The 24,524-nt window shown below is 72.4% G+C and carries 24 protein-coding genes; 13 read left to right on the plus strand and 11 right to left on the minus strand.

Annotated elements, in window-relative coordinates; all coding sequences use genetic code 11:
* Positions 1–18: 18 nt before the first annotated feature.
* Genes ACIGXW_RS07990 through ACIGXW_RS08005 form a run of 4 tightly spaced genes read right to left on the minus strand, consistent with a single transcriptional unit; the run spans position 19 to position 3,496 of the window.
* Entirely contained in the window at positions 19–870 is an 852-nt protein-coding gene (locus tag ACIGXW_RS07990) for a 1,4-dihydroxy-6-naphthoate synthase (RefSeq protein ID WP_399571135.1), read from the minus strand.
* Complete coding sequence (locus ACIGXW_RS07995) at positions 867–1,592, minus strand: futalosine hydrolase (RefSeq protein ID WP_399571138.1); 726 nt, start codon at positions 1,590–1,592, stop codon at positions 867–869. Before ACIGXW_RS07995 ends, ACIGXW_RS07990 begins: the two co-directional genes overlap by 4 nt.
* Positions 1,593–1,613: 21 nt before the next feature.
* Entirely contained in the window at positions 1,614–2,093 is a 480-nt protein-coding gene (locus ACIGXW_RS08000; protein ID WP_399571140.1) for a DUF2771 domain-containing protein, read from the minus strand.
* A 26-nt stretch (positions 2,094–2,119) separates the two neighbouring features.
* Positions 2,120–3,496: an MFS transporter gene (locus ACIGXW_RS08005; protein WP_399571143.1), complete on the minus strand. Its 1,377-nt coding sequence runs from the start codon at positions 3,494–3,496 to the stop codon at positions 2,120–2,122.
* 327 nt (positions 3,497–3,823) lie between these two features.
* On the opposite strand from ACIGXW_RS08005, the gene ACIGXW_RS08010 reads away from it, so the two are divergent.
* Both ACIGXW_RS08010 and ACIGXW_RS08015 read left to right on the plus strand, forming a co-directional pair.
* Positions 3,824–4,711, plus strand: coding sequence for a DUF3027 domain-containing protein (locus ACIGXW_RS08010; protein WP_399571145.1), 888 nt, complete (start codon positions 3,824–3,826; stop codon positions 4,709–4,711).
* Positions 4,712–5,143: 432 nt separating this feature from the next.
* On the plus strand, positions 5,144–8,425 hold the full coding sequence (locus ACIGXW_RS08015) for a sacsin N-terminal ATP-binding-like domain-containing protein (protein ID WP_399571147.1): 3,282 nt from the start codon (positions 5,144–5,146) through the stop codon (positions 8,423–8,425).
* 73 nt (positions 8,426–8,498) lie between these two features.
* Here ACIGXW_RS08015 and ACIGXW_RS08020 read toward each other — a convergent pair whose 3' ends face one another.
* The gene (locus ACIGXW_RS08020) at positions 8,499–10,853 is read right to left on the minus strand and encodes an HAD-IC family P-type ATPase (RefSeq protein WP_399571149.1); all 2,355 of its coding nucleotides are present in this window, start codon (positions 10,851–10,853) and stop codon (positions 8,499–8,501) included.
* 117 nt (positions 10,854–10,970) lie between these two features.
* The gene (locus ACIGXW_RS08025) at positions 10,971–11,228 is read right to left on the minus strand and encodes a DUF2530 domain-containing protein (protein ID WP_071965720.1); all 258 of its coding nucleotides are present in this window, start codon (positions 11,226–11,228) and stop codon (positions 10,971–10,973) included.
* 217 nt (positions 11,229–11,445) lie between these two features.
* On the opposite strand from ACIGXW_RS08025, the gene ACIGXW_RS08030 reads away from it, so the two are divergent.
* The 5 genes from ACIGXW_RS08030 (at position 11,446) to ACIGXW_RS08050 (ending at position 16,800) form a co-directional block, all read left to right on the plus strand.
* On the plus strand, positions 11,446–12,921 hold the full coding sequence (locus ACIGXW_RS08030) for an NCS2 family permease (protein WP_399571151.1): 1,476 nt from the start codon (positions 11,446–11,448) through the stop codon (positions 12,919–12,921).
* A 115-nt stretch (positions 12,922–13,036) separates the two neighbouring features.
* Complete coding sequence (locus ACIGXW_RS08035; protein ID WP_399571154.1) at positions 13,037–13,489, plus strand: MarR family winged helix-turn-helix transcriptional regulator; 453 nt, start codon at positions 13,037–13,039, stop codon at positions 13,487–13,489.
* A gap of 123 nt (positions 13,490–13,612) precedes the next feature.
* On the plus strand, positions 13,613–15,004 hold the full coding sequence (locus ACIGXW_RS08040; RefSeq protein ID WP_399571156.1) for an MFS transporter: 1,392 nt from the start codon (positions 13,613–13,615) through the stop codon (positions 15,002–15,004).
* A 52-nt stretch (positions 15,005–15,056) separates the two neighbouring features.
* Positions 15,057–15,638, plus strand: a complete 582-nt coding sequence (thpR, locus tag ACIGXW_RS08045; protein WP_071965472.1) for an RNA 2',3'-cyclic phosphodiesterase — start codon at positions 15,057–15,059, stop codon at positions 15,636–15,638.
* 172 nt (positions 15,639–15,810) lie between these two features.
* Positions 15,811–16,800 (plus strand): aldo/keto reductase, encoded by a 990-nt coding sequence (locus ACIGXW_RS08050; RefSeq protein WP_071965473.1) that lies wholly within the window; start codon positions 15,811–15,813, stop codon positions 16,798–16,800.
* A gap of 54 nt (positions 16,801–16,854) precedes the next feature.
* Here ACIGXW_RS08050 and ACIGXW_RS08055 read toward each other — a convergent pair whose 3' ends face one another.
* Positions 16,855–17,544: a GDSL-type esterase/lipase family protein gene (locus tag ACIGXW_RS08055; RefSeq protein ID WP_399571158.1), complete on the minus strand. Its 690-nt coding sequence runs from the start codon at positions 17,542–17,544 to the stop codon at positions 16,855–16,857.
* A gap of 380 nt (positions 17,545–17,924) precedes the next feature.
* Between ACIGXW_RS08055 and ACIGXW_RS08060 the strand changes: the two genes are divergently transcribed.
* Together ACIGXW_RS08060 and ACIGXW_RS08065 are read left to right on the plus strand one after the other, a co-directional pair.
* Complete coding sequence (locus ACIGXW_RS08060; protein ID WP_399571161.1) at positions 17,925–18,518, plus strand: hypothetical protein; 594 nt, start codon at positions 17,925–17,927, stop codon at positions 18,516–18,518.
* A 78-nt stretch (positions 18,519–18,596) separates the two neighbouring features.
* Positions 18,597–19,196, plus strand: coding sequence for a DUF1707 domain-containing protein (locus ACIGXW_RS08065; protein WP_399571163.1), 600 nt, complete (start codon positions 18,597–18,599; stop codon positions 19,194–19,196).
* 142 nt (positions 19,197–19,338) lie between these two features.
* Here ACIGXW_RS08065 and ACIGXW_RS08070 read toward each other — a convergent pair whose 3' ends face one another.
* The gene (locus ACIGXW_RS08070) at positions 19,339–19,554 is read right to left on the minus strand and encodes a hypothetical protein (RefSeq protein WP_399571165.1); all 216 of its coding nucleotides are present in this window, start codon (positions 19,552–19,554) and stop codon (positions 19,339–19,341) included.
* Complete coding sequence (locus tag ACIGXW_RS08075) at positions 19,551–19,934, minus strand: hypothetical protein (protein WP_399571168.1); 384 nt, start codon at positions 19,932–19,934, stop codon at positions 19,551–19,553. Before ACIGXW_RS08075 ends, ACIGXW_RS08070 begins: the two co-directional genes overlap by 4 nt.
* Positions 19,935–20,098: 164 nt before the next feature.
* On the opposite strand from ACIGXW_RS08075, the gene ACIGXW_RS08080 reads away from it, so the two are divergent.
* The 3 genes from ACIGXW_RS08080 to ACIGXW_RS08090 all read left to right on the plus strand — a co-directional run bounded on the left by ACIGXW_RS08080 (position 20,099) and on the right by ACIGXW_RS08090 (position 20,920).
* On the plus strand, positions 20,099–20,389 hold the full coding sequence (locus ACIGXW_RS08080) for a GntR family transcriptional regulator (protein ID WP_399571171.1): 291 nt from the start codon (positions 20,099–20,101) through the stop codon (positions 20,387–20,389).
* 7 nt (positions 20,390–20,396) lie between these two features.
* A complete protein-coding gene (locus ACIGXW_RS08085; RefSeq protein ID WP_399571174.1) occupies positions 20,397–20,624 on the plus strand; it encodes a GntR family transcriptional regulator in 228 nt (75 codons plus the stop codon).
* A 140-nt stretch (positions 20,625–20,764) separates the two neighbouring features.
* Positions 20,765–20,920, plus strand: coding sequence for a hypothetical protein (locus ACIGXW_RS08090; RefSeq protein WP_399571177.1), 156 nt, complete (start codon positions 20,765–20,767; stop codon positions 20,918–20,920).
* Here the strand turns inward: ACIGXW_RS08090 and ACIGXW_RS08095 are convergent.
* Together ACIGXW_RS08095 and ACIGXW_RS08100 are read right to left on the minus strand one after the other, a co-directional pair.
* A complete protein-coding gene (locus tag ACIGXW_RS08095) occupies positions 20,917–21,645 on the minus strand; it encodes a MerR family transcriptional regulator (protein ID WP_399571179.1) in 729 nt (242 codons plus the stop codon). The two genes, ACIGXW_RS08090 and ACIGXW_RS08095, sit on opposite strands and share 4 nt — an antisense overlap.
* Before the next feature lie 40 nt (positions 21,646–21,685).
* On the minus strand, positions 21,686–22,600 hold the full coding sequence (locus ACIGXW_RS08100) for an alpha/beta fold hydrolase (RefSeq protein WP_399571181.1): 915 nt from the start codon (positions 22,598–22,600) through the stop codon (positions 21,686–21,688).
* Between the two features lie 285 nt (positions 22,601–22,885).
* Here ACIGXW_RS08100 and abc-f point away from each other — a divergent pair, with 285 nt between their 5' ends.
* Positions 22,886–24,520, plus strand: a complete 1,635-nt coding sequence (gene abc-f / locus ACIGXW_RS08105; RefSeq protein WP_399571183.1) for a ribosomal protection-like ABC-F family protein — start codon at positions 22,886–22,888, stop codon at positions 24,518–24,520.
* Positions 24,521–24,524: the final 4 nt, after the last annotated feature.

Consider the following 24,524-nt stretch of genomic DNA (forward strand, 5'->3'; position numbering starts at 1 on the left):
AGCGGGTGTGACGGGCCGCTAGACGAAGGCGAGCGCGTCCGGGCCGAGGGGCGGTACGAGCCCCTCGGCCGCGGCGCGGGTGAGCAGGCCGCGCACCGCGGCGTAGCCGGGCTCGCCCAGGCCGGCCGTGAATTCGTTGACGTACAGCCCGATGTGCTGGTCCGCGACCGCCGGGTCCATCTCCTGCGCGTGCTCCAGCACATACGGACGGGAGGCCTCCGGGTCGTCCCAGGCCATTCGCACCGACGTGCGCGCCGCCTCGGCCAGCTCCCGCAGCAGCGGGGCCCCCAGCGACCGCTTGGCGATGATCGCGCCCAGCGGGATGGCCAGCCCAGTGGTGTCCTCCCAGTGCTCGCCCATGTCGGCGAGGCAGCTCAGGCCGTAGTCGCGGTAGGTGAACCGCGCCTCGTGGATGACCAGACCGGCGTCCACCTTGCCGTCGCGCACGGCCGGCATGATCTCGTGGAACGGCAGCACGACGACCTCGCCCACACCGCCGGGCACCTCGGTCGCCGCCCACAGCCGGAACAGCAGATACGCCGTCGAACGCTCGCTGGGGACCGCGACGGTCTTCCCCGCCAGGTCCGCCGGCCGCTGTGCCTGACCGGTCAGCACCAGCGGGCCGCAGCCACGGCCCAAGGCGCCGCCGCAGGGCAGCAGCGCGTACTCCTCGAGCACCCACGGCAGGACCGCGTACGACACCTTCAGTACGTCGAACTCGCCGCGCTCGGCCATGGCGTTGGTGATGTCGATGTCCGCGAACGTGACGTCCAGCGGGGGCGCACCGGGGACGCGGCCGTGCGCCCAGGCGTCGAAGACGAAGGTGTCGTTGGGGCAGGGCGAATAGGCGATCTTGATCGGCTTGCTCATCCGGACACCTCGGATTCGTCGGTCAGTGCTGCGGCGAGCTTGCGGAAGGCGCCCGAGAGCGCACCCAGCGCCTCGCCGATGCGCCAGGCGTCCTTGTCGCGCGGGCCGATCGCGTTGGAGACCGCACGCAGCTCCAGCGCGGGCACGCCGTGCGCCCGGGCCGCCTCCGCGACCCCGAAGCCCTCCATGCCCTCGGCCACCGCCCGCGGATGACGCTCCGCGAGCTCAGCGGCCCGCCCGGCGGTGCCGGTCGCCGTCGACACGGTCAGCACCTCGCCGCGCAGCGCGCCCGTCGCCCCGGCCACCCGTCGCACCAGCGCCTCGGGCACCTCGTGCGCGACCGTGCCGAAGCCCAGCTCCGCCACGGACAGGAAACCGCCCGCACCCGACTGCGCGCCCAGGTCCGCGGCCACGATCGCGTCGGAGACGACCACGGAACCCACCGGCACGCCCGGCGCGAAGCCGCCCGCGATGCCCGTCGAGACCACCAGGTCGTACGGCTCGCCCGCCAGCGCCGCGGCCGTCAGCGCCGTGGCCGTCCCGGCCGCCGCCGCGCCCGGACCGACACCGGCCGCCAGCACGTCGAACACCGGGCCGCCGTCACCGCCGGGGGTGGCCCGGCGCAGCGCAGCGCCGGGCAGGGCGATCTCCGTCGTGTCCGGCCAGGCGGCCGTGACGACGTCGCGTTCCGCCGCGACGGCGGCGACGATCAGGACGCGCATCCGCGAGGGGGCCACGGTGCGTCAGGAATCGCGCTCGAGGGTGAAGTTCCAGATGCCCAGGGCCTTGCCCGAGGACGCCTCGACGATGCTGATCTGCGTCTTCTTCACGGCCGCACCCTGGCCGGCGGAGAAGAAGGCGCTGGCCGGGATGGTCCGGTACGTCTTGGTGTTCGGCTCCTGCTCGGCCGGCTGGCCGTTGATGAAGAGCGTCCAGCCCTCATCGGCGATCTTCGGGTCGACGCCGAAGCGGACCTTGTCCTCCATCGACGCCTTGACGGTCTTGCCCGAGCCGTCCTTCAGGCACTCCAGGAGCTTCTCGTTGGTGAGCGACTCGCCGTCGTTGTAGCAGGCGGCCTCGGCGGTCACCGTGGACGAACCGACGGTCACGGTCGCCAGCGGCGTCGGCTTGTCGCAGGCGGAGAGGGCGACGAGCCCGAAGGTCACGGCACCGACGGCGGCAGCGGCGCGGCGGCGCTTGCCCCGGAAAATCGCAGCGGTCATGCGGGCAGGCTATCGGGCCCTCCGGCTCAGGCCACGCGCGGGTGCGGCGAGCCGCGCCGAGCGGCCGTCAGCAGGCCCCGTACGGCAGTGGCCGCACCCAGCGCCAGGAAGCCGGCGGCCACCGCCATGCCCACCGCGCCCTGGAGCGGCAGCAGGATGCCGATGGCCCCGCCGACCACCCAGCACATCTGCAGCACCGTCTCCGAACGGGCGAACGCCGACGTCCGCACCTCCTCCGGCACGTCCCGCTGGATCAGGGAGTCCAGCGACTGCTTGCCGAGCGCCTGCGAGATCCCGGCCACCGCCGCCACCACGACCACGAAGAAGGCGTTGTAGAGCACCGCCGCCACGATCGTGGTCCCCAGCGTCACCGTCAGTACCAGCGCGATCATCTTCTCCGGCCCCCGCGAGCGCAGCAGCGCGCCGATCGCCGTGCCCAGGGCGTTGCCGGTGCCCGCCGCCACCGCCACCACGCCCAGCGAGAACGCCGGGCTCAGGCCGCCCAGCGGATGCACCCGCAGCAGGAAGGCCAGGAAGAAGGTGAGGAACCCCGACAGCATGCGCAGCGCGCCGTTGGCCTGCAGGCCGTGCAGCACCGAGGCGCCCACCGTGCGCAGCCCCGGCGGCCGGCGCCGCTTGCGCTGCCTCGGCAGATGGTGCCGGGACTCGGGCGCGGTCAGCCGGGCCCGGGCCTCGCCCTTGGCCGAGTCCACCTTGTGCGGCAGCGAAAGGGACAGGTACGTACCGAATACGAAGACCGCGCAGGCGCCGTACAGCGGCCAGGCCGGACCCAGCTGATGCAGCCCCGCACCCAGCGGGGCCGCCACGCCCGTGGCCAGCAGCCCGCCCAGCGTCACCCGGGAATTCGCCTTGACCAGCGCGATCCGGGGCGGCAGCAGCCGGGGCACCACCGCCGACCGCACCACGCCGTACGCCTTCGACGCCACCAGCACCCCGAGCGCCGCCGGATACAGCTCCAGCCCGCCCGTCGCCACCGCGCCCGACATCGTCAGCGCCAGCAGCGCCCGCGTCAGCATCGCGCCCGCCATCGCCGCCCGGCGGCCGTGCGGGACCCGGTCCAGCAGCGGGCCGATCACCGGCGCCAGCAGCGTGAAGGGCGCCATCGTCACCGCCAGGTACAGGGCCACCCGGCCGCGCGCCTGGTCCGTGGGGACCGAGAAGAACACCGTCGACGCCAGCGCGATGGTGATCATCATGTCGCCGGCCGAATTCACCGCGTGCAGCTCGATCAGCCGCCCCAGCCCGGACTCGCCGGCGCCGTGCGCGTTGGTGGCCTTCCGGACCCCCCGGGCGGCCCCGCTGAAGGGGGCGCGCAGCAGACGGCCGGCGCCCCGGGCCGTACGGCGGAGCGGACCGCCTTCGGCTGACCGGATGGCTCCCACCACGCCATACTGCCCCAACTGGCACCGTGCATGGCACTTTCGGCGCACGAGCGGGGCGCGCACACCAGGTTGCCGGGGGCACGCCGTGGCCCGGGTATCCCCCGGGCGGTCGCGCGGGGTAGCGTGCGTAGCGCGCCACCGGCCGCCACTCTTGGCCGCACCCCGAGTCCCCATCCCGCAGAATGGGTGATGACAGGTGCGCCCGAGGCCGTTCGGGCGCGGACGTCGACGCGGTCCTATGGTCCGCTCCGTCCGCCGCCCCGACCGTTCGGCTGGCGCACTCGTGAGACGGCGTGGAAGAGAGAATCGATTCTTGTGAGTGCTGCGATGCGAAGCCGTACCCCGGACCGCCTGTGCGCCGAGGCGGTCGAACTCGCCCGTGCGGCGGCCGAGGAGGCCGCGCTGCCCGGGAAGGTGGGTGACCACGTCGAGGTCGTCGCCGACGGGGACCGCGTCGTCACGCACTACTTCGCCTGCGAGGACCCCGCCTACCGCGGCTGGCGCTGGGCCGTGACCGTGGCGCGGGCCTCCCGCGCCAAGATCGTCACCCTCGACGAGACCGTCCTGCTGCCCGGCGCCGACGCGCTCATGGCCCCCGAGTGGGTGCCGTGGAGCGAGCGGCTGCGCCCCGGCGACATGGGCCCCGGCGACCTGCTGCCCACCGAGGCCGACGACCTGCGTCTGGAGCCGGGCTGGACCGGCGAGGACGTCCCGCCGCCGAACTCCGCCATCTCGGAGGAGATGGCCCAGCTCGCGGAGGCGGAGGACGCCGACGTCGCGGCCGGGCCGCCGTCCGCGCAGCCGGTCGCGCCCGCGCGCGGTTCGATCTCCGCCCTCGCGGAGGAGCTGGGCATGCGCCGGGCGCGGGTCCTCTCGCGCTACGGCCTGCACACGGCGGCCGACCGCTGGGACGAGTCGCACGGCGCGAAGACGCCGATGGCGCAGGCGGCGCCGGCCTCGTGCGTCAGCTGTGGCTTCCTGGTGCCGATCGCGGGGTCGCTCGGGCAGGCGTTCGGTATCTGCGCGAACGAGTTCGGTCCGGCGGACGGGCACGTGGTGTCGCTCTCGTACGGATGCGGGGGGCACTCGGAGGCGGCGGTGATGCCGAAGGCGCCGCGGCCGGCGCCGCCCGTGGTGGACGAGACGCTGGTGGACCCGATGCCGCTGCGGTCGCCGTCTCCGGCGGAGGACGAGGACGACCTCGGGCACGCGTAGCCCCTGCGGGTGCGGGGGTGGGTGCGGGCGCCGGGGGCTCCGGAGGGTATTCCGGAATCGGATATTTACGGGCCCGTGGCCGTCCCTCGCACGCGCACTCCCGCATTGGGCCCACAAATATCCGGCAGCATTCCGGAACACCCTCCTCCGCCCCCGGCGCCCTCCCGTCACCCATACGCCGTAGCGGGGCCCCCTCGCAGTGGGAGCCATGGGGACGGTCCGCAGACTCCGTCCGGGCCGGAGGGGCCGGGGTGGGATGGGCCCTGGCAGGGGCGTTGGGGGCACCTCCCAGCGGTAGCTGGGGGAGTTATTTGCGGCCCGATGAGGGGGCTCCCATGACGCTGCCGGGCAACGGGCCGTAAATAATGCAGCCCCAGAAGGGCCCGTCCCACCCCGGCCCCGACCCACCACGCGCACAGGGAGACCACAGACGTGAGCGGCACGGATACGGCGGCCCCGGACCCCTTCGGCACGACACGACTGCGCCGCGGCGTGCTGGACGCGTGGGCGGCCTCGCCCGCACGGTTCCGGGAGGACGCCAACGCCGAGGAGGACCTCGCCCTCGGCGGCTACCGCGACCGCCTCGTCGTCGAGCTCGCCCAGAACGCCTCCGACGCCGCCGCCCGCGCCGGCGTGCCCGGCCGGCTCCGGCTCACCCTGCACGCCGGCAACGACGGCGCCCCCGCCACCCTCGCCGCCGCCAACACCGGTGCGCCCCTCGATGCCGCGGGCGTCGAGTCGCTGTCCACGCTGCGGGCCTCCGCCAAGCGGGACGGCGACGAGCGCGCCACCGGCCGCTTCGGCGTGGGCTTCGCCGCCGTCCTCGCCGTCAGCGACGAACCCGCCGTCCTCGGCCGCACCGGCGGCGTCCGCTGGTCACTGACCGAGGCCCGCGCCCTCGCGCAGGAGGCGGCGGAGGGCGCGGCCGCCGGGCTCGCCGAGGAGATCCGCCGCCGCGAGGGCCACGTCCCCCTGCTGCGGCTTCCGCTGCCCGCCGAGGGCGCGGCCCCCGAGGGGTACGACACGGTGGTCGTGCTGCCCCTGCGGGACGGCGCCGCCGAGGACCTGACCGGGCGTCTGCTCGCCGGGATCGACGACGCGCTGCTGCTGACGCTGCCGGGGCTGACCGAGGTCGTCGTCGAGACGCCGGACGGCACCGAGCGGACCCTGACGCGCCGCCAGGAAGGCCCGTACGTCGTCGTCGAGGACTCGGCGCGGGCCGCCGCCCCCGCCGCCGCCGCCACCCGCTGGCGCGTCGAGCGCGCCGGCGGCCCGCTGGACGCGGCCCTGCTCGCCGACCGCCCCGTCGAGGAGCGGCTGCGCCCCCACTGGTCGGTCACCTGGGCCGTTCCCGTGGGCGCCGACGGCGCACCCGTACGGCCCGCCACCGCGCTCGTCGTGCACGCCCCGACGCCCACCGACGAGCCGCTGGGCCTGCCGGCGCTGCTCATCGCGAGCTTCCCGCTGGAGCCGACCCGCCGGCACACCGCCCCCGGCCCCCTCACCGACTTCCTCACCGAGCGCGCCGCGGAGGCGTACACCGCGCTGCTGCGCGACTGGCACCCGGTCGGCACCGGCACCCTCGACCTGGTGCCCGCCCCGCTGGCCCGTGGCGCCCTGGACGCGGAGCTGCGCCGTCAGGTGCTGGAGCGACTGCCGCGCGTGGCGTTCCTGCCGAGCGCTGCCGGGGCCGCCGCGGCCGGTGAGCAGGAGGCCGCGCCGACGGGCGGGGGAGTGGAGGGGATTCCCTGGACCCAGGGCCCGGACGCCTCCACGCAGACGCCGGAGCCGTCCACCGCTGCCGCCACCGCGTGGGAGGACCCCTTCGCGGAGGGCGGCCCCGCCGGCGAGGCCCGGGCGCTGCGGCCCGTGGAGGCCGAGGTCGTCGAGGGCGCGGGCGCGGAGACCGTCGCCGTGCTGGCCGAGCTGTTCACGGGCCTGCTGCCCGCCGGCCTGGAGCGGCGCCAGGAGCTGCGCGCGCTGGGCGTGGCACGGGTGCCGCTCGGCGAGGCCATCGACCGCCTCGCCGGCGCCGAGCGGCCCGCGGACTGGTGGTGGCGGCTCTACGACAGCCTGGCCGGCGTCGACCCCGACCGGCTGACGGGCCTGCCCGTACCGCTGGCGGACGGCCGTACGGTCATCGGGCCCCGCCAGGTGCTGCTCCCGCCCGCCGACACCACCGGTTCGGAGCGGCTGTCGCGGCTGGGCCTGAAGGTCGCCCACCCCGATGCCGCGCACCCGCTGCTGGAGAAGCTGGGCGCGACGCCGAGCTCGCCCCGGGCGGTCCTTACGACGCCGCAGGTGCGGGCGGCGGTCGCGAACTCCCTCGACGCGGAGGACGTGTGGGACGAGGAGGGGCTCGACAGCGACGCGCTCGTCGAGGTGATCCTCACCCTCGTCCGTGACGCCGACCTCGCTCCCGGCGACGAGCCCTGGCTGGCCGCCCTGGCCCTCCCGGACGAGGACGGCGAGCTCGCCCCGGCCGGCGAACTCGTCTTCCCCGGAAGCGCGTTCGAGCGCGTCATCCGGCCCGGGGAGCTCGCCGCCTGCGACGCCGAACTGGCCGAACGCTGGGGCGAGCAGCCGCTGACGGCGGTGGGCGTGCTCGCGGACTTCGCGCTCGTACGGGCCACGGACGTAGTCCTCGACCCGGACGAACTCGAGCCGCGCGACGGCGACTTCGCCGAGCCGGACGACGTCGGCCTGCTGGACGCCGTCGACGTCTGGTGCGAGGACGTCCTGGACCGGCTGCCCGACACCCCGGTCCCGCCGGTCGCCACCGAGATCGTGGCGGTACGGGACCTGGACCTGGTCGACGACGACGCCTGGCCCGAGGCCCTCGCGCTGCTGTCCCGCCCGCCGCTGCGCGACGCGCTGACCACGCCGGTGCGCATTCTGCTGCCAGACGGCACGACCGAGTCCGTACGCCCGTACACGGCCTGGTGGTTGCGCGGCCACCCCGTCCTGGACGGCCGCCGTCCCGCCGGACTGCGGGCGGCCGGCGGCGATCCGCTGCTGGCCGGCCTGTACGAGGCGGCGGACGCGGCCGGTCTCGCGGACGAGCAGGTGCTGCGGGCGCTGGGCGTCCGCACGTCCGTGGCCGCCCTGTTGGAGGAGCCCGGCGGTGCGGCGGAGCTGCTGTCCCGGCTGGCGGACCCAGAACTGCCGGTGGGCGCAGCGCAGTTGCACGGGCTGTACGGGGCGCTGTCCGCACTCGACCCGGACGAGGTGACGCTGCCGGAGGAGCTGCGGGCCGTCGTCGACGGCGAGGTGCGGGTCGTGGACGCGGCGGACGCGGTCGTCGCGGACGCCCCGGACCTGCTGCCCCTGGCGGCCGGGCACGCCCTGCTGCCCGTACGCCCGGAGCGGGCCGACGAGCTGGGCGACCTGCTGCAGGTGCGGCGGCTGAGCGGGGCCGTCACGGCCTCCGTCCTCGCCGACGAGGGCGAGGTGCGCCAGGTGCCGGAGGGCGTGCGCGCCCTGCTGCCGGGCGCGCCCGCGACGTACGTCGAGCACGAGGAGCTGGTCGCCGACGGCATCGAGCTGGACTGGCGCTACGGCCCCGACGGCGTCCTCCACGCGGCGACACTGGAGGGCGTGGCCGCGGGCCTGGCCTGGGCGGCCGGCGCCTGGTCCCGCCGCTTCGAGGCGGCGGCCCTGCTGGAGGACCCGACGAGGACGGACGAGCTGGCGCGGGCCCGTTGGTTCGACTAGGCGGTGCCAGAAAAGCCCGTCCGGCGATTGAGGACCGGGGGTCCGGGGGCGGAGCCCCCGGTACCACCGGCCGTCACGCCGGAAAACGACGGCTCACCCACCGCCAACTCAACTCCAAGGCGCCGGCCGCAACGGCGGCGATGGCCACCGCCGCCCACGGCATCGTCGTACCGACCAGCTTCAGCGCGAAGAAGCGCTGCAGCCACGGCATCACCAGGACGATCAGGAAGCCCGCCCCCATGGCCGCCACCAGCGCGATCCGCCACCACGTGTAGGGCCGCGCGATGATCGCGAGCACCCACATCGAGATCAGGAAGAGCGTCAGCGTCGCCACGCTGGTCTCGGCGTCCAGCGCGCCGACCCCGGAGTAGTGGTGGCGGGCCAGCAGGTACGTGGCGAAGGTCGCCACGCCCGCGATCAGTCCGGCCGGCACGGCGTACCGCATCACGCGGCGTACGAAGTGGGGCCGGGCTCGCTCCTTGTTGGGGGCGAGGGCCAGGAAGAAGGCGGGGACGCCGATGGTCAGGGTCGACAGCAGGGTCAGGTGGCGCGGCAGGAACGGATACGGCACCCGTGTGCAGACGACCAGGATCGCGAGCAGCACGGAGTAGACGGTCTTGGTCAGGAACAGCGTCGCCACGCGCGTGATGTTGCCGATGACGCGCCGCCCCTCCGCGACGACGGACGGCAGGGTGGCGAAGCTGTTGTTCAGCAGGACGATCTGGGCGACGGCCCGGGTGGCCTCGGAGCCGGAGCCCATGGAGACGCCGATGTCGGCGTCCTTGAGCGCGAGGACGTCGTTGACGCCGTCGCCGGTCATCGCGACCGTGTGCCCGCGCGACTGGAGGGCGCCGACCATGTCGCGCTTCTGCTGTGGGGTGACGCGTCCGAAGACCGCGCCCTCGTCCAGGGCCTCGGCCATCGCGTCCCGCTCGGCCGGCAGCCGGCGCGCGTCGACGGGGGCCTGGGCCCCGGGGAGGGCGAGCTTGGCGGCGACGGCGCCCACGGAGACGGCGTTGTCGCCGGAGATGACCTTCGCGGAAACGTTTTGCTCGGCGAAGTAGCGCAGGGTGTCGGCGGCGTCGGAGCGCAGCCGCTGTTCGAGGACGACCAGTGCGGTGGGGCGTACGCCCTCGGTGACGCGGGGGTCGTCCAGTTCGCGTTCGGCGCGGGCGAGGAGCAGGACGCGCAGGCCCTGGGCGTTGAGGCCCTCGATCTCGGTGAGCGTGGAGTCGCCGGAGGGCAGCAGGACGTCGGGGGCGCCCAGCAGCCAGTTGCTGCTCTCCGCGTCGGGGCCGTTGAAGGAGGCGCCGCTGTATTTGCGGGCGGAGGAGAAGGGCAGGGACTCGGTGCAGCGCCAGCCGGCGCCGTCGGGGTAGGCGTCGATGATGGCCCGGAGGCTGGCGTTGGGGCGCGGGTCGGACTCGCCGAGGGCGCCCAGCACCTGGCGTACGTAGCGCTCGTCGGCGCGGGCGCCGGGCAGGACGCGCAGTTCGCTGACGTCCATGCCGCCCTCGGTGAGGGTGCCGGTCTTGTCGAGGCAGACGACGTCGACGCGCGCCAGGCCCTCGATGGCGGGCAGCTCCTGCACCAGGCACTGCTTGCGGCCGAGCCGGATGACGCCGATGGCGAAGGCGACGGAGGTGAGCAGCACCAGGCCCTCGGGGACCATCGGCACGATCCCGGCGACCATGCGCCGGACCGCTTCCCTCCAGTCGTGCTCCTCGACGAAGAGCTGGCTGACGATCAGGCCGATCGCGGTCGGGACCATCATCCAGGTGACGTACTTGAGGATCTGGCTGATGCCGGTGCGCAGCTCGGAGTGGACGAGCGTGAAGCGGGACGCCTCCTCGGCGAGCTGGGCGGCGTAGGCCTCGCGGCCGACCTTGGTGGCGGTGAAGGCGCCGCCGCCGGCGACCACGAAGGAGCCGGACATGACCTTGTCGCCGGGCTGCTTCAGCACGGGGTCGGCCTCGCCGGTGAGCAGTGATTCGTCGATCTCGAGGCCGTCGGTCTCGAGGACCTCGCCGTCGACGACGCACTTGTCGCCGGGGCCGAGCTCGATGACGTCGCCGAGGACGATCTCGCCGGTGGCGATGGCGGTGGGGGTGCCGTCGCGGCGGACGGTGGGTCTGGCCTCGCCGATGAGGGCGAGGGAGTCGAGGGTCTTCTTGGCGCGCAGTTCCTGGACGATGCCGATCGCGGTGTTGGCGATGATCACGAAGCCGAAGAGGCCGTCCTGGAGGGGGCCGACGACGAGGATGATCAGGAAGAGGACGCCGATGATGGCGTTGAACCGGGTGAAGACGTTCGCCCGGACGATGTCGGCGGTGGAGCGGGAGGAGCGGACCGGTACGTCGTTGACCTCACCGCGCGCCACACGCTCGGCGACCTCGCGGGAGGTGAGCCCGGGGTGCGGATCGCTCATGGTCCGACGGTAGCCGGTGGGCGGGCCAGGGGCTGGCGGTGCCGGGCAAACGGGCGGGAGGGCGGGCGAACACCGCGCCGGAGGCGCGGGGAACCCCTACGGCGGGTCAGCCGGGAGTCAGGAGCGGTCCGATGCCGCGTGGCGGCGGATGGCCGCGTCGCGCTTGCGGACGTACCAGATGCCGATCAGGCCGAGTCCGCCGCCGGCCAGGCACGTCCACAGCCACCACAGGTACCCGTGGTCCGAGAACCATCCGTAGAACGGCAGCTGGCCGAGGAAGAGGACGAACCACAGGATCGTGCCGCCGGTGATCGTGGCGACGACAGGGCCCTCCAGGGGCTCGGGTGCCTCGTGGGTGGGTGTCCACTTCGTCATGGCGCCAGCCTAGTGCGTCTCCGTTCGAGAAGGGGCCGCGGAGGCCTTGTCCCGCAGGGGTCTACGCGCGGAGATAGCTATTCGGTGTTTGTTTATTCATACTGAATCGAACCGGATTTGACTGAACGCTTTTGTTTGATCACCCAAAGAGCGTTCGGATCTTGATCCCTTTTGTTTGCTCCCGGCCACCCCAGGCCCGTACGACTGAGGTCCCCCCATGCCCACCTCGGCCACCACCGCGGTCGACGACGCCCAGCAGTCGTCGCCCGTGCCGCCCGCCGGAAACAACGTCCTCGACCGCTACTTCCGGATCTCCGAGCGGGGCTCGTCCGTCGCCCGCGAGCTGCGGGGCGGACTGGCGACCTTCTTCGCGATGGCCTACATCATCGTGCTGAACCCGATCATCCTCGGGGCAGGCCAGGACAAGTTCGGCCATCAGCTGGACAACGCCCAGCTGGTCACGGCCACCGCTCTGATGGCCGGCCTCTCCACCGTCCTCATGGGCGCGATAGGCAACGTCCCCATCGCCTGCGCCGCCGGCCTCGGCATCAACGCCGTCGTCTCGCTGCAGCTCGCCCCCAAGATGAGCTGGCCCGACGCGATGGGCATGGTGGTGCTCGCCGGTCTGGTGCTGATGGTCCTGGTCGCCTCCGGCCTGCGGCAGCGCGTCATGGACGCGATCCCGGGCGGGCTGCGGCGTGCCATCGCGATCGGCATCGGCATGTTCATCTCGCTGATCGGTCTGGTGGACTCCGGCTTCGTCACCCGCAACCCCGACGCCGCCCACACCACCGTTCCGCTGGGCCTCGGGCAGGGAGGGCAGCTGCAGGGCTGGCCGGTGCTGGTCTTCGTGGCCGGCCTCGCGCTGACCTTCGTGCTGCTCGTCCGCAAGACGCGCGGCGCGATCCTCATCGGCATCGTCGCGATGACCGTCGCCGCGGTCGTCATCAACACGCTCGCCGACATCCCCGACGCGAGCTGGGGCCTGAGCGTCCCGAAGATGCCCGACAGCGTCGTCGGCACCCCCGACTTCGGGCTCATCGGCGACGTCAGCCTCTTCGGCGGCTTCCACGAGGTCGGCCTGCTCACCGGCTGCCTGTTCGTGTTCACCGTGCTGCTGTCCGGCTTCTTCGACGCGATGGGCACGATCATCGGCGTCGGCGAGGAGGCGGGGCTGACGGACAAGAACGGCCAGCTGCCGAACATGGGCCGGATCCTGATGATCGACGGCGTGGCCGTGGCCGCCGGCGGCGCGGGCTCCGCCTCCGCCAACACCTGCTTCGTGGAGTCCACGGCCGGCGTCGGCGAGGGCGCCCGCACGGGCCTGGCCAACCTGATGACCGGCGGGCTCTTCCTGCTCGCCCTGGTCTTCACCCCGCTGGCCACCGTCGTGCCGGCCCAGGCCGCCACCCCCGCGCTGGTCGTCGTCGGCTTCCTGATCATGGCGTCGAACGTCAAGGAGATCGACTGGAGCGACTTCACGATCGCGATCCCGGCGTTCCTGACGATCATCTCGATGCCGTTCACGTACTCGATCACCAACGGCATCGGCATCGGCGTCCTGGCCTTCATCCTGCTGCGCATCGCGGACAGGCGGGCGCGGGAGATCCCCTGGCTGCTGAACGTGGTGGGGTTGTGCTTCCTCGTGTACTTCCTGCTCGACCCGATCGAGCGGGCGCTGGGCGTGAAGTAGGCGCGAAGCAGCAATGACCGCGAAGGGCGGCCGGGCGCGTGATGCCCGGCCGCCCTCGTGTGCTTCCGTCCGCCCCACTGCCCACTTTTATTAGTTCAGGTAATGAGTTAATCTAATGAACATGCCGGATCAGTCCCGCACCTCCCACCCAGACGACGACGCCGCGGTGAACGCCCTGCGCTCGGCCGTGATGCGCCTGTCGCGCCGGCTCAAGCACCAGCGGGTCGACGAGTCGCTCAGCCCCGCCGAGATGTCGGTGCTCGGCACGCTCGCGCGCTGCGGTGAGGCCACCCCGGGCGAGCTCGCCCGCAAGGAGCACGTGCAGCCCCCGTCGATGACCCGCATCGTCGCGCTGCTGGAGGCGAAGGACCTGGTCAGGCTGGAGCCGCACCCCGAGGACCGCCGCCAGAAGGTGGTCCGGCAGACCGAGCGGGCCGAGGCGATGCTCGAGGAGAGCCGCCGCAAGCGCAACGTCTGGCTCGCCGAACTGGCCGGGCAGCTCGACGAGGACGAGTGGGCGACGCTGCGCGCCGCCGCGCCCGTTCTCGAAAAACTCGCGCATCTGTAGCGGCGCCACGCTTCCGACACGGCCGTACCCGGCCGCTGGAGGGGGCGAGCGCTGCCGCGAGCGCACCTGAACGCCCCGCCGGCGCCCCGGCGGGGACCCGCACCAGAAGGAGGCGAACGCACCTTGAGTACGGGACACGGAGCAGACTCCGCACCCGCACCGAACCGCCACGACGACGACACCCGCACCACCTCCCTGCCGCGCGTGAAGCGCACCTCCAAGGGGGGCACCTTCAGCTCGCTCCGGGTCCGCAACTACCGGCTCTTCGCCACCGGACAGGTGGTCTCCAACACCGGCACCTGGATGCAGCGCATCGCCCAGGACTGGCTGGTCCTCGGCCTCACCGGCTCCTCGGCCGCCGTGGGCATCACCACGGCACTGCAGTTCCTGCCCATGCTGCTGCTCGGCCTGTACGGCGGCGTCATCGCCGACCGCTGCCCCAAGCGGCCGCTGCTGCTGATCACCCAGGGCGCGATGGGCGTCACCGGCCTCGCGCTCGGTGTGCTCACCCTCACCGGACACGTCCAGGTCTGGCACGTCTATCTGACCGCGCTCGCGCTCGGCCTCGTCACCGTCGTCGACAACCCCGCCCGGCAGGCGTTCGTAGTGGAGATGGTCGGCCCTGACGACCTGCGCAACGCCGTCAGCCTCAACTCCGCCAACTTCCAGTCCGCCCGCCTCGTCGGCCCGGCCGTCGCCGGCGCGCTGATCACCGCGGTCGGCAGTGGCTGGGCGTTCCTCCTCAACGGGCTGTCCTTCCTCGCGCCCGTCGCCGCGCTGCTGCTGATGCGCACCGCCGAGCTGCACAAAGTCGACCGCGCCCCGCGGGGCAAGGGCCAGCTGCGGGAGGGCCTGCGCCATGTGGGCGAGCGCCCCGAGCTGATCTGGCCGATCGTCCTGGTCGGCTTCATCGGCACCTTCGGGTTCAACTTCCCCATCTGGCTCACGGCATTCGTGGGCGACGTCTTCCACGGCGGCGCCAGCACCTACGGCCTGCTCAACACCCTGATGGCGGCCGGCTCGCTGGTGGGCGCGCTGCTCGCGGCGCGCCGGGGCACCTCACGGCTGCGGATGCTGGTCGGCGCGGCCGCCGCCTTCGGGGCGCTGGAGATCGCGGCGGCGCTGGCCCCGTCCTTCTGGGTCTTCGCGGCGCTGCTCGTGCCCATCGGCATGTGCGGCCTGACGATCAACGTCACCGCCAACTCCGGCATCCAGCTGGCCTCGGACCCCGCCCTGCGGGGACGGGTGATGAGCCTGTTCATGATGGTCTTCATGGGCGGTACGCCGCTGGGCGCACCGCTGGTCGGCTGGATCACCGACGTCTACGGGCCCCGGGTCGGCTTCCTCGCCGGTGGCGTCGTCTCGCTCCTCGCCGCGACCGGGATCGGCCTCGTGCTGGCCCGCGCGGGCGGGCTGCGCCTGAAGATAGACCTGCGGCGCGGGCGCCGGCACGTGGCGTTCGTACCGCGCGAGCCGGCGGCCGCCGAAGCCGAGCGGCTGACGGCCGCGGCCTGAGGACCGGCCCGGGGTGAGGGAGGAAACCCCGGGCCCGCGCCACACTGGTCCCATGCGACTGTTCGCCGCAGTGATCCCGCCCCAGGAAGCCGTCGACGAACTGGCGGCCGAAGTGGCGCAACTGCGCTCCGCCCTCCCGGAGCGGCACGGCCGGCTGCGCTGGACCGAGCCCGCCATGTGGCACTTCACGCTCGCCTTCCTCGGCGAGGTCGACGAGGCCCTCCTGCCGGAGCTGGGCGAGCGTCTGTCCCGCGCCGCCCACCGGCATCCGGCGCACCAGATCCGGTTCGCCGGGGGCGGCCGGTTCGGCGACCGGATCCTGTGGGTCGGGGCGACCGGCTCGGTGGAGACCCTGCGCGGCCTCGCCCGCTCCGCCGCGGCCGGCGCCGGGCGGGCCGGGGTGCGCATGGACGACGCCAAGCCCTTCCGCGCCCACCTCACCCTCGCCCGGGCCGCCGGGCACGTGAACCTGCGGCCGTACGCGGAGGAGCTGGCGGAGTTCCGGGGCCGCCGCTGGCAGGTCGAGCGCCTGGAGCTCGTACGCAGCCGGCTGCCCGTCTCCGGGGTCGCCGGGGAGCGCCCCCGCTACGAAACCGTGGCCGCCTGGCCCCTGGGCACCCGGCGGGCCGAGTGAGCGGGACGGTTACGCTCAAGGGGTGGACCCGAAGACCAGGAACCGGATCATGTCCGGCGCACTCGCCGTGATTCTCGTCGTCGTCGCCGTGGTGGCCGCCGTGAAGTAGCGGGCCGGCCGCCCGCGGGGCGCCCTTGCCTCGAGCGCGCTCGAAGGCGTTGGCTAGGTCGGCATGGAGTACACGCAGCTCGGACGCACGGGCCTCAAGGTCAGCCGACTCGTCCTCGGCACCATGAACTTCGGCCCGCAGACCGAAGAAGCCGACAGCCACGCCATCATGGACGCCGCGCTGGACGCGGGCCTGAATTTCTTCGACACCGCCAACGTCTACGGCTGGGGCGAGAACAAGGGCCGGACCGAGGAGATCATCGGCAATTGGTTCGCCAAGGGCGGCGACCGCCGTGACAAGGTCGTCATCGCCACCAAGGTGTTCGGCGGCATGGACGGCGACCGGGAGCCGTGGCCGAACCACGACCGGCTCTCCGCCGTCAACATCCGACGGGCCGTCGAGGCCAGCCTCAAGCGGCTGCGGACGGACCACATCGACCTCTACCAGTTCCACCACATCGACCGCCTGACCCCCTTCGAGGAGATCTGGCAGGCCATCGACGTCCTCGTCCAGCAGGGCAAGATCCTCTACGCCGGTTCCTCGAACTTCCCCGGCTACAAGATCGCCCAGGCGAACGAGCTCGCCGCCCGGCGCGGCACCGTCGGCCTCGTCAGCGAGCAGTGCCTGTACAACCTCGCCGAGCGCCGCGCCGAGATGGAGGTCATCCCGGCCGCGCAGGAGTACGGCCTCGGCGTCATCCCCTGGTCGCCGCTGCACGGCGGCCTGCTCGGCGGCGTGATCAAGAAGGAGACCGAGGGCGGCCGCCGCGCCTCCGGCCGCTCGGCGGATGCCCTCGCCAACACCGCCGTCCGGGCGCAGGTCCAGGCGTACGAGGACCTGCTCGACAAGCACGGCATCGAACCCGGCGAGGCGGCACTGGCCTGGCTGCTCGCCCAGCCCGGCGTCACCGGCCCCATCGTCGGCCCGCGCACGCTGGAGCAGCTGGAGAGCGCGCTGCGGGCGGTGAAGCTGGAGCTGAGCGAGGACGTGCTGACCGGGCTCGACGAGATCTTCCCCGGCCCGGGGCCGTCGCCGGAGGCGTTCGCCTGGTGAGGTGAACGGGCTCCTGGGACTCCGGGGCCCGGCGTCCGGCCGGGCTCCGGTGCCTCAGGAGGACGCGGGGACGTACGGGGCGCCCACGTCCCACGCCTGGTGCATCGCGTCGGCGAAGGCGGCGGCGATGCGGTGCTCGCCCTCCGGGCTGGGGTGCGTCCCGTCGTAGGTGTCGCGGTCGATGTCCCAGCCCTCGGGCGGCGAGGCCAGCAGCAGCGGGGAGCCGGGCCGGTCGAGGTCGGCCACGGCCTTGCCCAGCAGCTCGTTGAAGCGCTCGCACTCGGCGGCGAAGGAGGGCTCGGTGAAGGCGCGGATGTTGGGGATCACCGGCATCAGCACGGCCCGCAGCCGGGGATTGGCCTCGCGGGCCTCCGCGAGGAAGAGCCGGACGTTGGCGGCCGTCTGCTCCGCGTCGGTGTAGAAGCCGAGGTCTATGAGGCCGAGGGAGATCAGCAGCGTGTCCGCCTTGCCCCGGCGCACGGCGTCCCCGATGAGCGGCGCCATGTGCAGCCACCCCTCGCCCCAGCCGGCCAGGTGCCCGCGGGAGCGCTCGGGGAAGCCCGGATCGCCGTAGTCGAGCGACCCGGCGGCGCCGGCGGCGGGGTCGTAGAGCTCCCGGCGCGGCCCGACGATCTTGTACGGCCCGCCGTAGGAGGCGTTGAGGTGCTGCCACATGCGGTAGCGCCATGTGTAGTCGCCTGCGCTACCGACAGTCATCGAGTCGCCGACGAACATGATCCGCATACCTCCATCTTCCCAGGTCGTGCCGGGCTCCCGGTACGTGACGGTGGCCACGCGCAGTGAGGGCCGGGTCCGTTGTCAGTGGGGTGCCCTAGGTTGATCAACAGGTCGCGGGTCGCCGCTTATGGGGGCGAGTGGGCGGGGGCCCGAGGGGGTGCGGCCGAGGGGGACTGGGGGCGGCTGGGGGGCCGCCCCCAGGGGGTCCTTGTGACGGGGGCTCCTACCCGTACGGGGGAGGCGGGGTACGACTGAAGGGGCACAGGACGGGCCGTCGAATCCGGCCGGACGGCGGACGGCTCCCGTGCGGGCGGGGGACGCCCGGGGGCCGGCCCGGTGGCCATGATCGTGGAGCAGACCACGCCGCTCCCGATCGGAGAACAGCCGTGCAGAAGAAGTCGCTTCGCGTCGCCGCCGTCCTAGCCGTCGCGACCGCGCTGACCATCCCGGCGGGTGTCGCGGTGGCGGACACCACCACGCCGCCGCCTCCTCCCGCCGCGGAGAGGACGACCCAGTCATCCATCCAGGGCAAGGCCAGAATGGACTACCCCGTGGCCACCGAGAACGTCCGGGTCTCGGTCGATGCCCACAGCACCTTCGCCCGGGGCAACAAGCCCCTCAAGTCCTGGGGGACGTTCCGCATCGCTCACAAGCAGGCCGGGCCGGACGGCAAAGTCCGCGACTACTGGGGCGACTTCAAGGTCGACTGCCTCACCACCGGCGGCCCCACCGCGACGGTGACCGGCACCCTGGAGCGCACCAGCCCCGGCCACCCCTGGCTGACCATGCTCGACGAGCACGTCCGCATGGGCGTCAGCTTCTACGTCCCGGAGCCGGGCAAGGGCGGTGGGCCGGCGCGCATCGGGCTGTCGGGGGCCGCGCTGAAGGCGGAGAAGAAACCGCCGCTCACTCCATGCATGGCCCCGGCCGCCGACTCGGCGGTCATCGCGGGCGGCTACACGCTCAAGGACAGGGGCTAGAGGGCCTGTCCGGTGGGTCGCATGCTCTGTGTCAAAGGCAGGCCAGGGGCGCTGCGCACGTGCGGTTACAGTCGCACCATGACTGATGGGGAACAGGGGTCGGGGCTGACGACGTCGCAGGGCACGGTGGGGCTGCGGGCAGGGGATGCAGACCGGGAGTCGGTGGCCGAGCAGCTGCGGGTCGCTGCGGGGGACGGTCGGATCGACCTCGCCGAGCTGGAGGAGCGGCTCGACCGGGCCTACGCAGCGAAGACGTACGGCGAACTCGACGTGCTGGTGGCCGATCTGTCGTACGAGCGGCCATCCGGCTCGCGTTCCGGCGCTGATGCGGAAACGCTCGTCCTCAAGACAAGCCTGAGCAACATCAAGCAGAACGGCCGCTGGACCGTTCCCCGGAGGATCACCGCCGAATGCAGGATGCTGAGCATCGCGATCGACTTCACCGAGGCGGTCTGTGCGCACCGTGACGTCACCGTCGAGGCGAGTTGCGGAACGGGCACCATTCAGTTGATCGTCCCGCAGGGCTGGGCGGTGCGGATCGACGGGTCGAGTACCAACACCGCTCACATCAGAAACAAGGCCACCGCGCCGGCGGACCCGACACTCCCGACCCTCACGATCGTCGGACACCCGCGAGCCGGTCACATCAAGATCAAGCAGCCCCGCCGGAAGCGATAGGCCGAATGAGGGCGGGCGACGCTGTCCGGCCGGGCCGGCTACAGGTCAACCTCTTCATCCCGATCGCCCTCATCGCCAAGCCCGTGCCCGGACGGTCGTTCACCGAGCCGTGGAACGGACACCGCCCGGGTAAGGCTCGACGTCAGGGGGTCAGGGGCCCGTAGGTACGTTCAGCGGTCGCGAACCGGCGTTGTTCCACCGGCTCGGGCGGCCGGAGGTTGGTGGCGTACGCCTGCCAGCTGAAGCCGTTGGGGTGCTGGAGCCGGACCAGGCCGTCGGCCGACTCGGTCACTGTGCCGACGCCACCGCTGAACGTATCCACGGCGACGGTCCCGGGCTCGAGGTGCGGCACGCTCATTTGCCCCACCTGCCACGCGCGTTGACCGCCCGCACCTTGGCGCTGAGCCGCTCGGCATCGGTGGCGGCCCGCACGGCCCCGGATTCCGCCGCCCACGGTGGGCCACCGGCGGGTGGCCGGAGCTGGAGCTTCGGGCCCCCGTGGCCGATGACTTGGCCGAGCCGGCCGAGCCGCATGTCGACGACGTAGGTGCCGGGTGGGGCGGGGCATGTGCATTCGGGTGCGGGGAGTTGGGAGGGCGAGGCCCACATGGCACCGCTGTGCGGCAGGGAGATGACGGCGGGTTGGGGTGGGCGCGGTGGTGTGGGCCGGGGAGGGGGCGCGGTCTTCACGAACCGCGCTCTCGTCCACGCGAGGAGTCGGGCGATACGCTCGTTCACGTCATCAGCTCCTTGGCTTTGGCTGGTGGCCATGCCCCGGGGCTGTTCCTGCAGCCGCCGGGGCGTTTGGCGCTCTAAAGGTAGGACGCGGCATGGAGCGGCATGGAGCAGCAAGGTGTTATCCACCCATACGTGTTGCGCCTCGGTGCTCTATGTTGACTGGCATGGCAGATGAGCAGAGCGCTCCGCCCGTTGATCCCACCCGGGCGGCTTACGTCTATATGCAGGTGGCCGATCACCTTGCCGATCAGATCGACTCCGGCAAGCTGAACCTCGGTGCTCGCCTGCCGGGCGAACGTGATCTCGCCGAGGAGTACGGCGTCGCGATCGGCACTGCACGCCGCGCCATTCAGGAGCTGCGGGACCGCGGCTTGCTGATCACGCTGCCCGCGAAGGGGACGTTCGTCGCGCAGCGGCAGGCGAAGAGCATCGAAGGCGGAGCCGAGGGGCGCTGATCCCGTCGTGATGGAGTTTGACCCGACGCGGCCGAAGTGGATGCAGATCGCTGATGTGCTCCGTAAGCGCATCGCCGACGGTGAATATCCGCCCGACCACCTCATCTCCGAGGTGCGGATGGAGCAGGAATTCGACGTCGCGCGAGGAACCGTGCGCAAGGTGACCGCCGCACTTCGCGAAGAGGGCCTGATCGTCACCACGCACGGCATGGGCTCGTTCGTCGCCCGGCGATAGCCGACTAGATCTGACACCGGCCAGGGCCGAACTGTCGCTCACTCGGGGTTGTCGTGCTCGACTGGGACGATGAATCCCCGCTGTCGCGCCCGGCACGCGCCCCCAAGCTCTCGGCTTCGCTCGAGCACTAGCATGGCCGGATGAGCGACGACACATCCGATGACGCCACCTGCCACCAGCCATCGACCTCGCGGTCCGGCGGGCCCACGTCGGCGGACACGCTCAGGCGTGCGACCCGGTGGGAGACGCTCGCCATTCTCGTCGTGCTGCTGATCCTCGCCTTCGTCTTCGCCTAGCCGGTGGCGCGGCGCTGCTTGGCCCGGTGGTTGAGCGCTTCGACGATGCGCTGCCAGGCCGGTGAGGCCTCGGAGATCCGGGAAGAGACCAGCTTCAGGTACCCCGGCCGGTCGCCGTCCCGTTCGTGTTCGATCTCCCACGCGTCCAGGTCGTCGATGAGCCGGTCCAGGCGTGGATCGTCCGGGTCCCAGTCGACTGATTGATCGCAGGCGAGATACAGGCGCGTCGTCTCGGGGTCGTCGAGGCCGGCGTTCTTGTCCCGTATCCGCTGCGGCATGACCTGCGGGTCCAGTGCCTGCATCAGGATCCACGCGTCGCGCTCGAGTCGTACCCTCCGCTCGCTGATCCCGAGTCCGCGCATCCGGTTCAGGATGGCGACGACCTCGGGAGGCAGGAAAAGACCTTCGCCGCCCGCCAGTTCGGCGACCCTCCTGCGGTATTCGGTGAGCTGGTCGATCTTGCGCTGCAACTCGGCGTCGATGTCGGTGATGGCCGCGGCGAATTCCGTCGGCTGTGCGTGCAGCAGCGCGTCGATACGGGCCAGTGGTACGCCGGCGTCGGCGAGGGTCCGGATCCGGATGAGGTCCACCGCCGCCTGCGCGCCGTAGCGGCGGTAGCCGGAGGCGTCGCGCTCCGGCTCGGGCAGCAGGCCGACGTGGTGGTAGTGGCGGACGGTGCGCACGGTTACGCCGGCGGTTGCCGCCAGCTGGCCGATCGTGAGCACCGTGCTCCTCGGGTCTTCGGGCGACGTGGTCGTGCCGAGTCTAGGGGCGGGCCGCACGGTCGATGACGTCGCGGATGGCCTGGATCACGGCGTCGGGGCGGTCGAAGCAGAGACGGTGGTGGGCGGTGTCGGAGAGGATGCGTTGTTCCCCGTGCGAGACCGCGCTCACCAGGGCCGCGTCCAGTCTCGTCCTACCGTCGTGCATCTCCCGCAACGTCCGCTCCGACGTCAACGCCTTCTGGCCGGGATCGGTGCCCACCACGGTGAGGGCGACCACCGGGACGTCGGGAATGGCAGGACCGGCCCGCAGTTCGGCGGCCAGTGCGGCCAACCCGGTGCGCTCGGCGATGCCGACCTCGGTCCATTCGTCACTCACCTTGGCTTCGACCAGCGCCTGCCGCATGTGCTCCGGGTGGTCCGCATGCAACTCGGCGAACATCTCGCGCAGGGCCGGGCGCATCTGCTCCAGCTGCTCCCGGCCGGGTGCCATCCGCTCGACCGCTGCCAGATGCGCCTCGGACGGCATGAAGTCGTCCCAGTCGCGGTGGAAGGCGTCCAGCCAGACCAGCCCCGCCACGTCCCGCGGGTACAGCTGCGCGAACCGGTGCGCGTAGAAGCCGCCGAGCGAGTGCGGCACCAGGACGTACGGGCCGGGGATGCCCTGGGCGCGCAGCAGTTCGCGCAATTCCGTGGCGACCGCGGTGGCGGTGCGCGGCAGCGGGAGGGGATCGCTGTAGCCCGTGCCGCCACGGTCGTACACGACCGCGGTGGTGAACTGCGAAACCTCTTGCTGGACACCGAAGTAGTCCAGGCCGACCGCGCTCGCGCCCGGCAGGAACACGACGGCCGGTCCGCCGCTGCCCGACCGGTGCACGAAAAGGCGGCGCCCGTCGATCTCCTGGAACCCTCCGACCGGAGGAGTGCGCCTTGCCGTGGATGTGTCGTTCTTCGTCATGCGAGCAAGGCTCCAACCCTGACGTAACGTCAAGGTCAACCCCTTCCGACCCCTTCCGACCCCCTGTGCGCGTTGTTAGAATGCCGCGAATATCGATCATGTGTTGAGGAGACGCCAGACATGGCGATGGACGACGACATCTCCGGGTGATTGCCCAGCCCCGACAGGCCACCGGCCGGTGCACGGAAGCACCGCTGTCGTGGCCTCGTTGTCGTCTGCCTTTTCCCTTGTCTGCCGCCGAGGCAGCGGTGTCATCCCTGCCTCCCTCCTCACGAGGTCACCTCCATGTCCGACGTTTCCGTCGTCTGCTCGAACCTGTCCTTCGCCTGGCCCGACGACACTCCCGTCTTCCAGGGCCTGTCCTTCACCCTCGGCTCCGGCCGCACCGGCCTCGTCGCCCCCAACGGCACCGGCAAGAGCACCCTGCTCAAGCTCATCGCCGGTGAGCTGCGCCCCCGCACCGGGGCGGTCACCGTGCTCGGCGCCCTCGGCTACCTCCCGCAGAGCCTCCCCCTGACCGGCGATCTCACCGTGGCCGAGGTGCTGGGCGTCGCCGCGATCATCCGGGCCATCGACGCCGTGGAGTCCGGGGACGTCGAGGAGAAGCACTTCACCACCATCGGCGACGACTGGGACATCGAGGACCGCACCCGCGCCCAGCTGGACCGCCTCGGCCTGGCCGACCTCACGCTGGACCGCACCCTCGACACCCTCAGCGGCGGCCGGATCGTCTCCCTCGGCCTTGCCGCCCAACTGTTGAAGCGGCCCGACGTGCTGCTGCTCGACGAGCCCACCAACAACCTCGACCTCGGCGCCCGGCTCAAGCTCTACGACGCGCTGGAGGACTTCAACGGCTGCTTGCTCCTGGTCAGCCACGACCGCGCCCTCCTCGACCGCATGGAACGCATCGTCGAACTCGACCGCGGCGAACTCCGCGTCTTCGGCGGTAACTTCACGGCGTACGAGGAGGCCGTCCGGGCTGAGCAGGAGGTCGCCGAGAAGAACGTCCGCAACGCCGAACAGGAGCTGAAGCGGGAGAAGCGGGAGATGCAGCAGGCCCGCGAACGCGCCGAGCGCCGGCAGAGCAACGCCGCCCGCAACCTGAAGAACGCCGGACTGCCGCGCATCTTCGCAGGCAACATGAAGCGCGGCGCGCAGGAGTCCGCCGGCCGGGCCGGCCAGATGCACGCCGGCCGGGTCGACGAGGCGAAGGCCCGGCTGGACGAGGCCGGACGCGCACTGCGCGAGGACCAGCGCATCACGCTGGACCTGCCCGCCACCAACGTGCCGGCCGGACGCACCCTGTTCGCCGGCGAACAGCTCCGCGTCCGACTCGGCGAAAAGGACGTCTTCGCCGCCCAGGGCGTCGATCTGACGATCCGGGGACCGGAACGCATCGCGCTGACCGGCCCCAACGGCGCCGGCAAGAGCACCCTGCTGCGTCTGCTCAACGGCGACCTGCCCGCCGACAGCGGCGAGATCAAGCGGGCCGACGGGCGCATCGCCTACCTCTCGCAGCGCCTCGACCTGCTGGACCCGGACCGTACGGTCGCCGAGAACTTCGCCGACTACGCCCCGGAGCGGCCGGAGGCGGAGCGGATGAACCTGCTCGCCCGCTTCCTCTTCCGCGGCGGCCGCGCCCATCTGCCCGTATCGGTGCTCTCCGGCGGCGAGCGGCTGCGCGCCACCCTCGCCTGTGTCCTGTGCGCCGAACCGGCCCCGCACCTGCTGCTCCTGGACGAGCCGACGAACAACCTCGACCTGGTCAGCACGGGCCAGTTGGAGAGCGCCCTGAACTCCTATCAGGGGGCCTTCGTGGTGGTCAGCCACGACGAGCGGTTCCTCCACGAGATCGGTGTGAACCGGTGGCTGCGGCTGGCCGACGGCCGGCTGACGGAGACCGGAGCCCCCGAGGTGTGAGCCG

Origin of the sequence: Streptomyces sp. NPDC053079, from assembly GCF_044546695.1 — a bacterium.
Classification (GTDB): Bacteria; Actinomycetota; Actinomycetes; order Streptomycetales; family Streptomycetaceae; genus Streptomyces.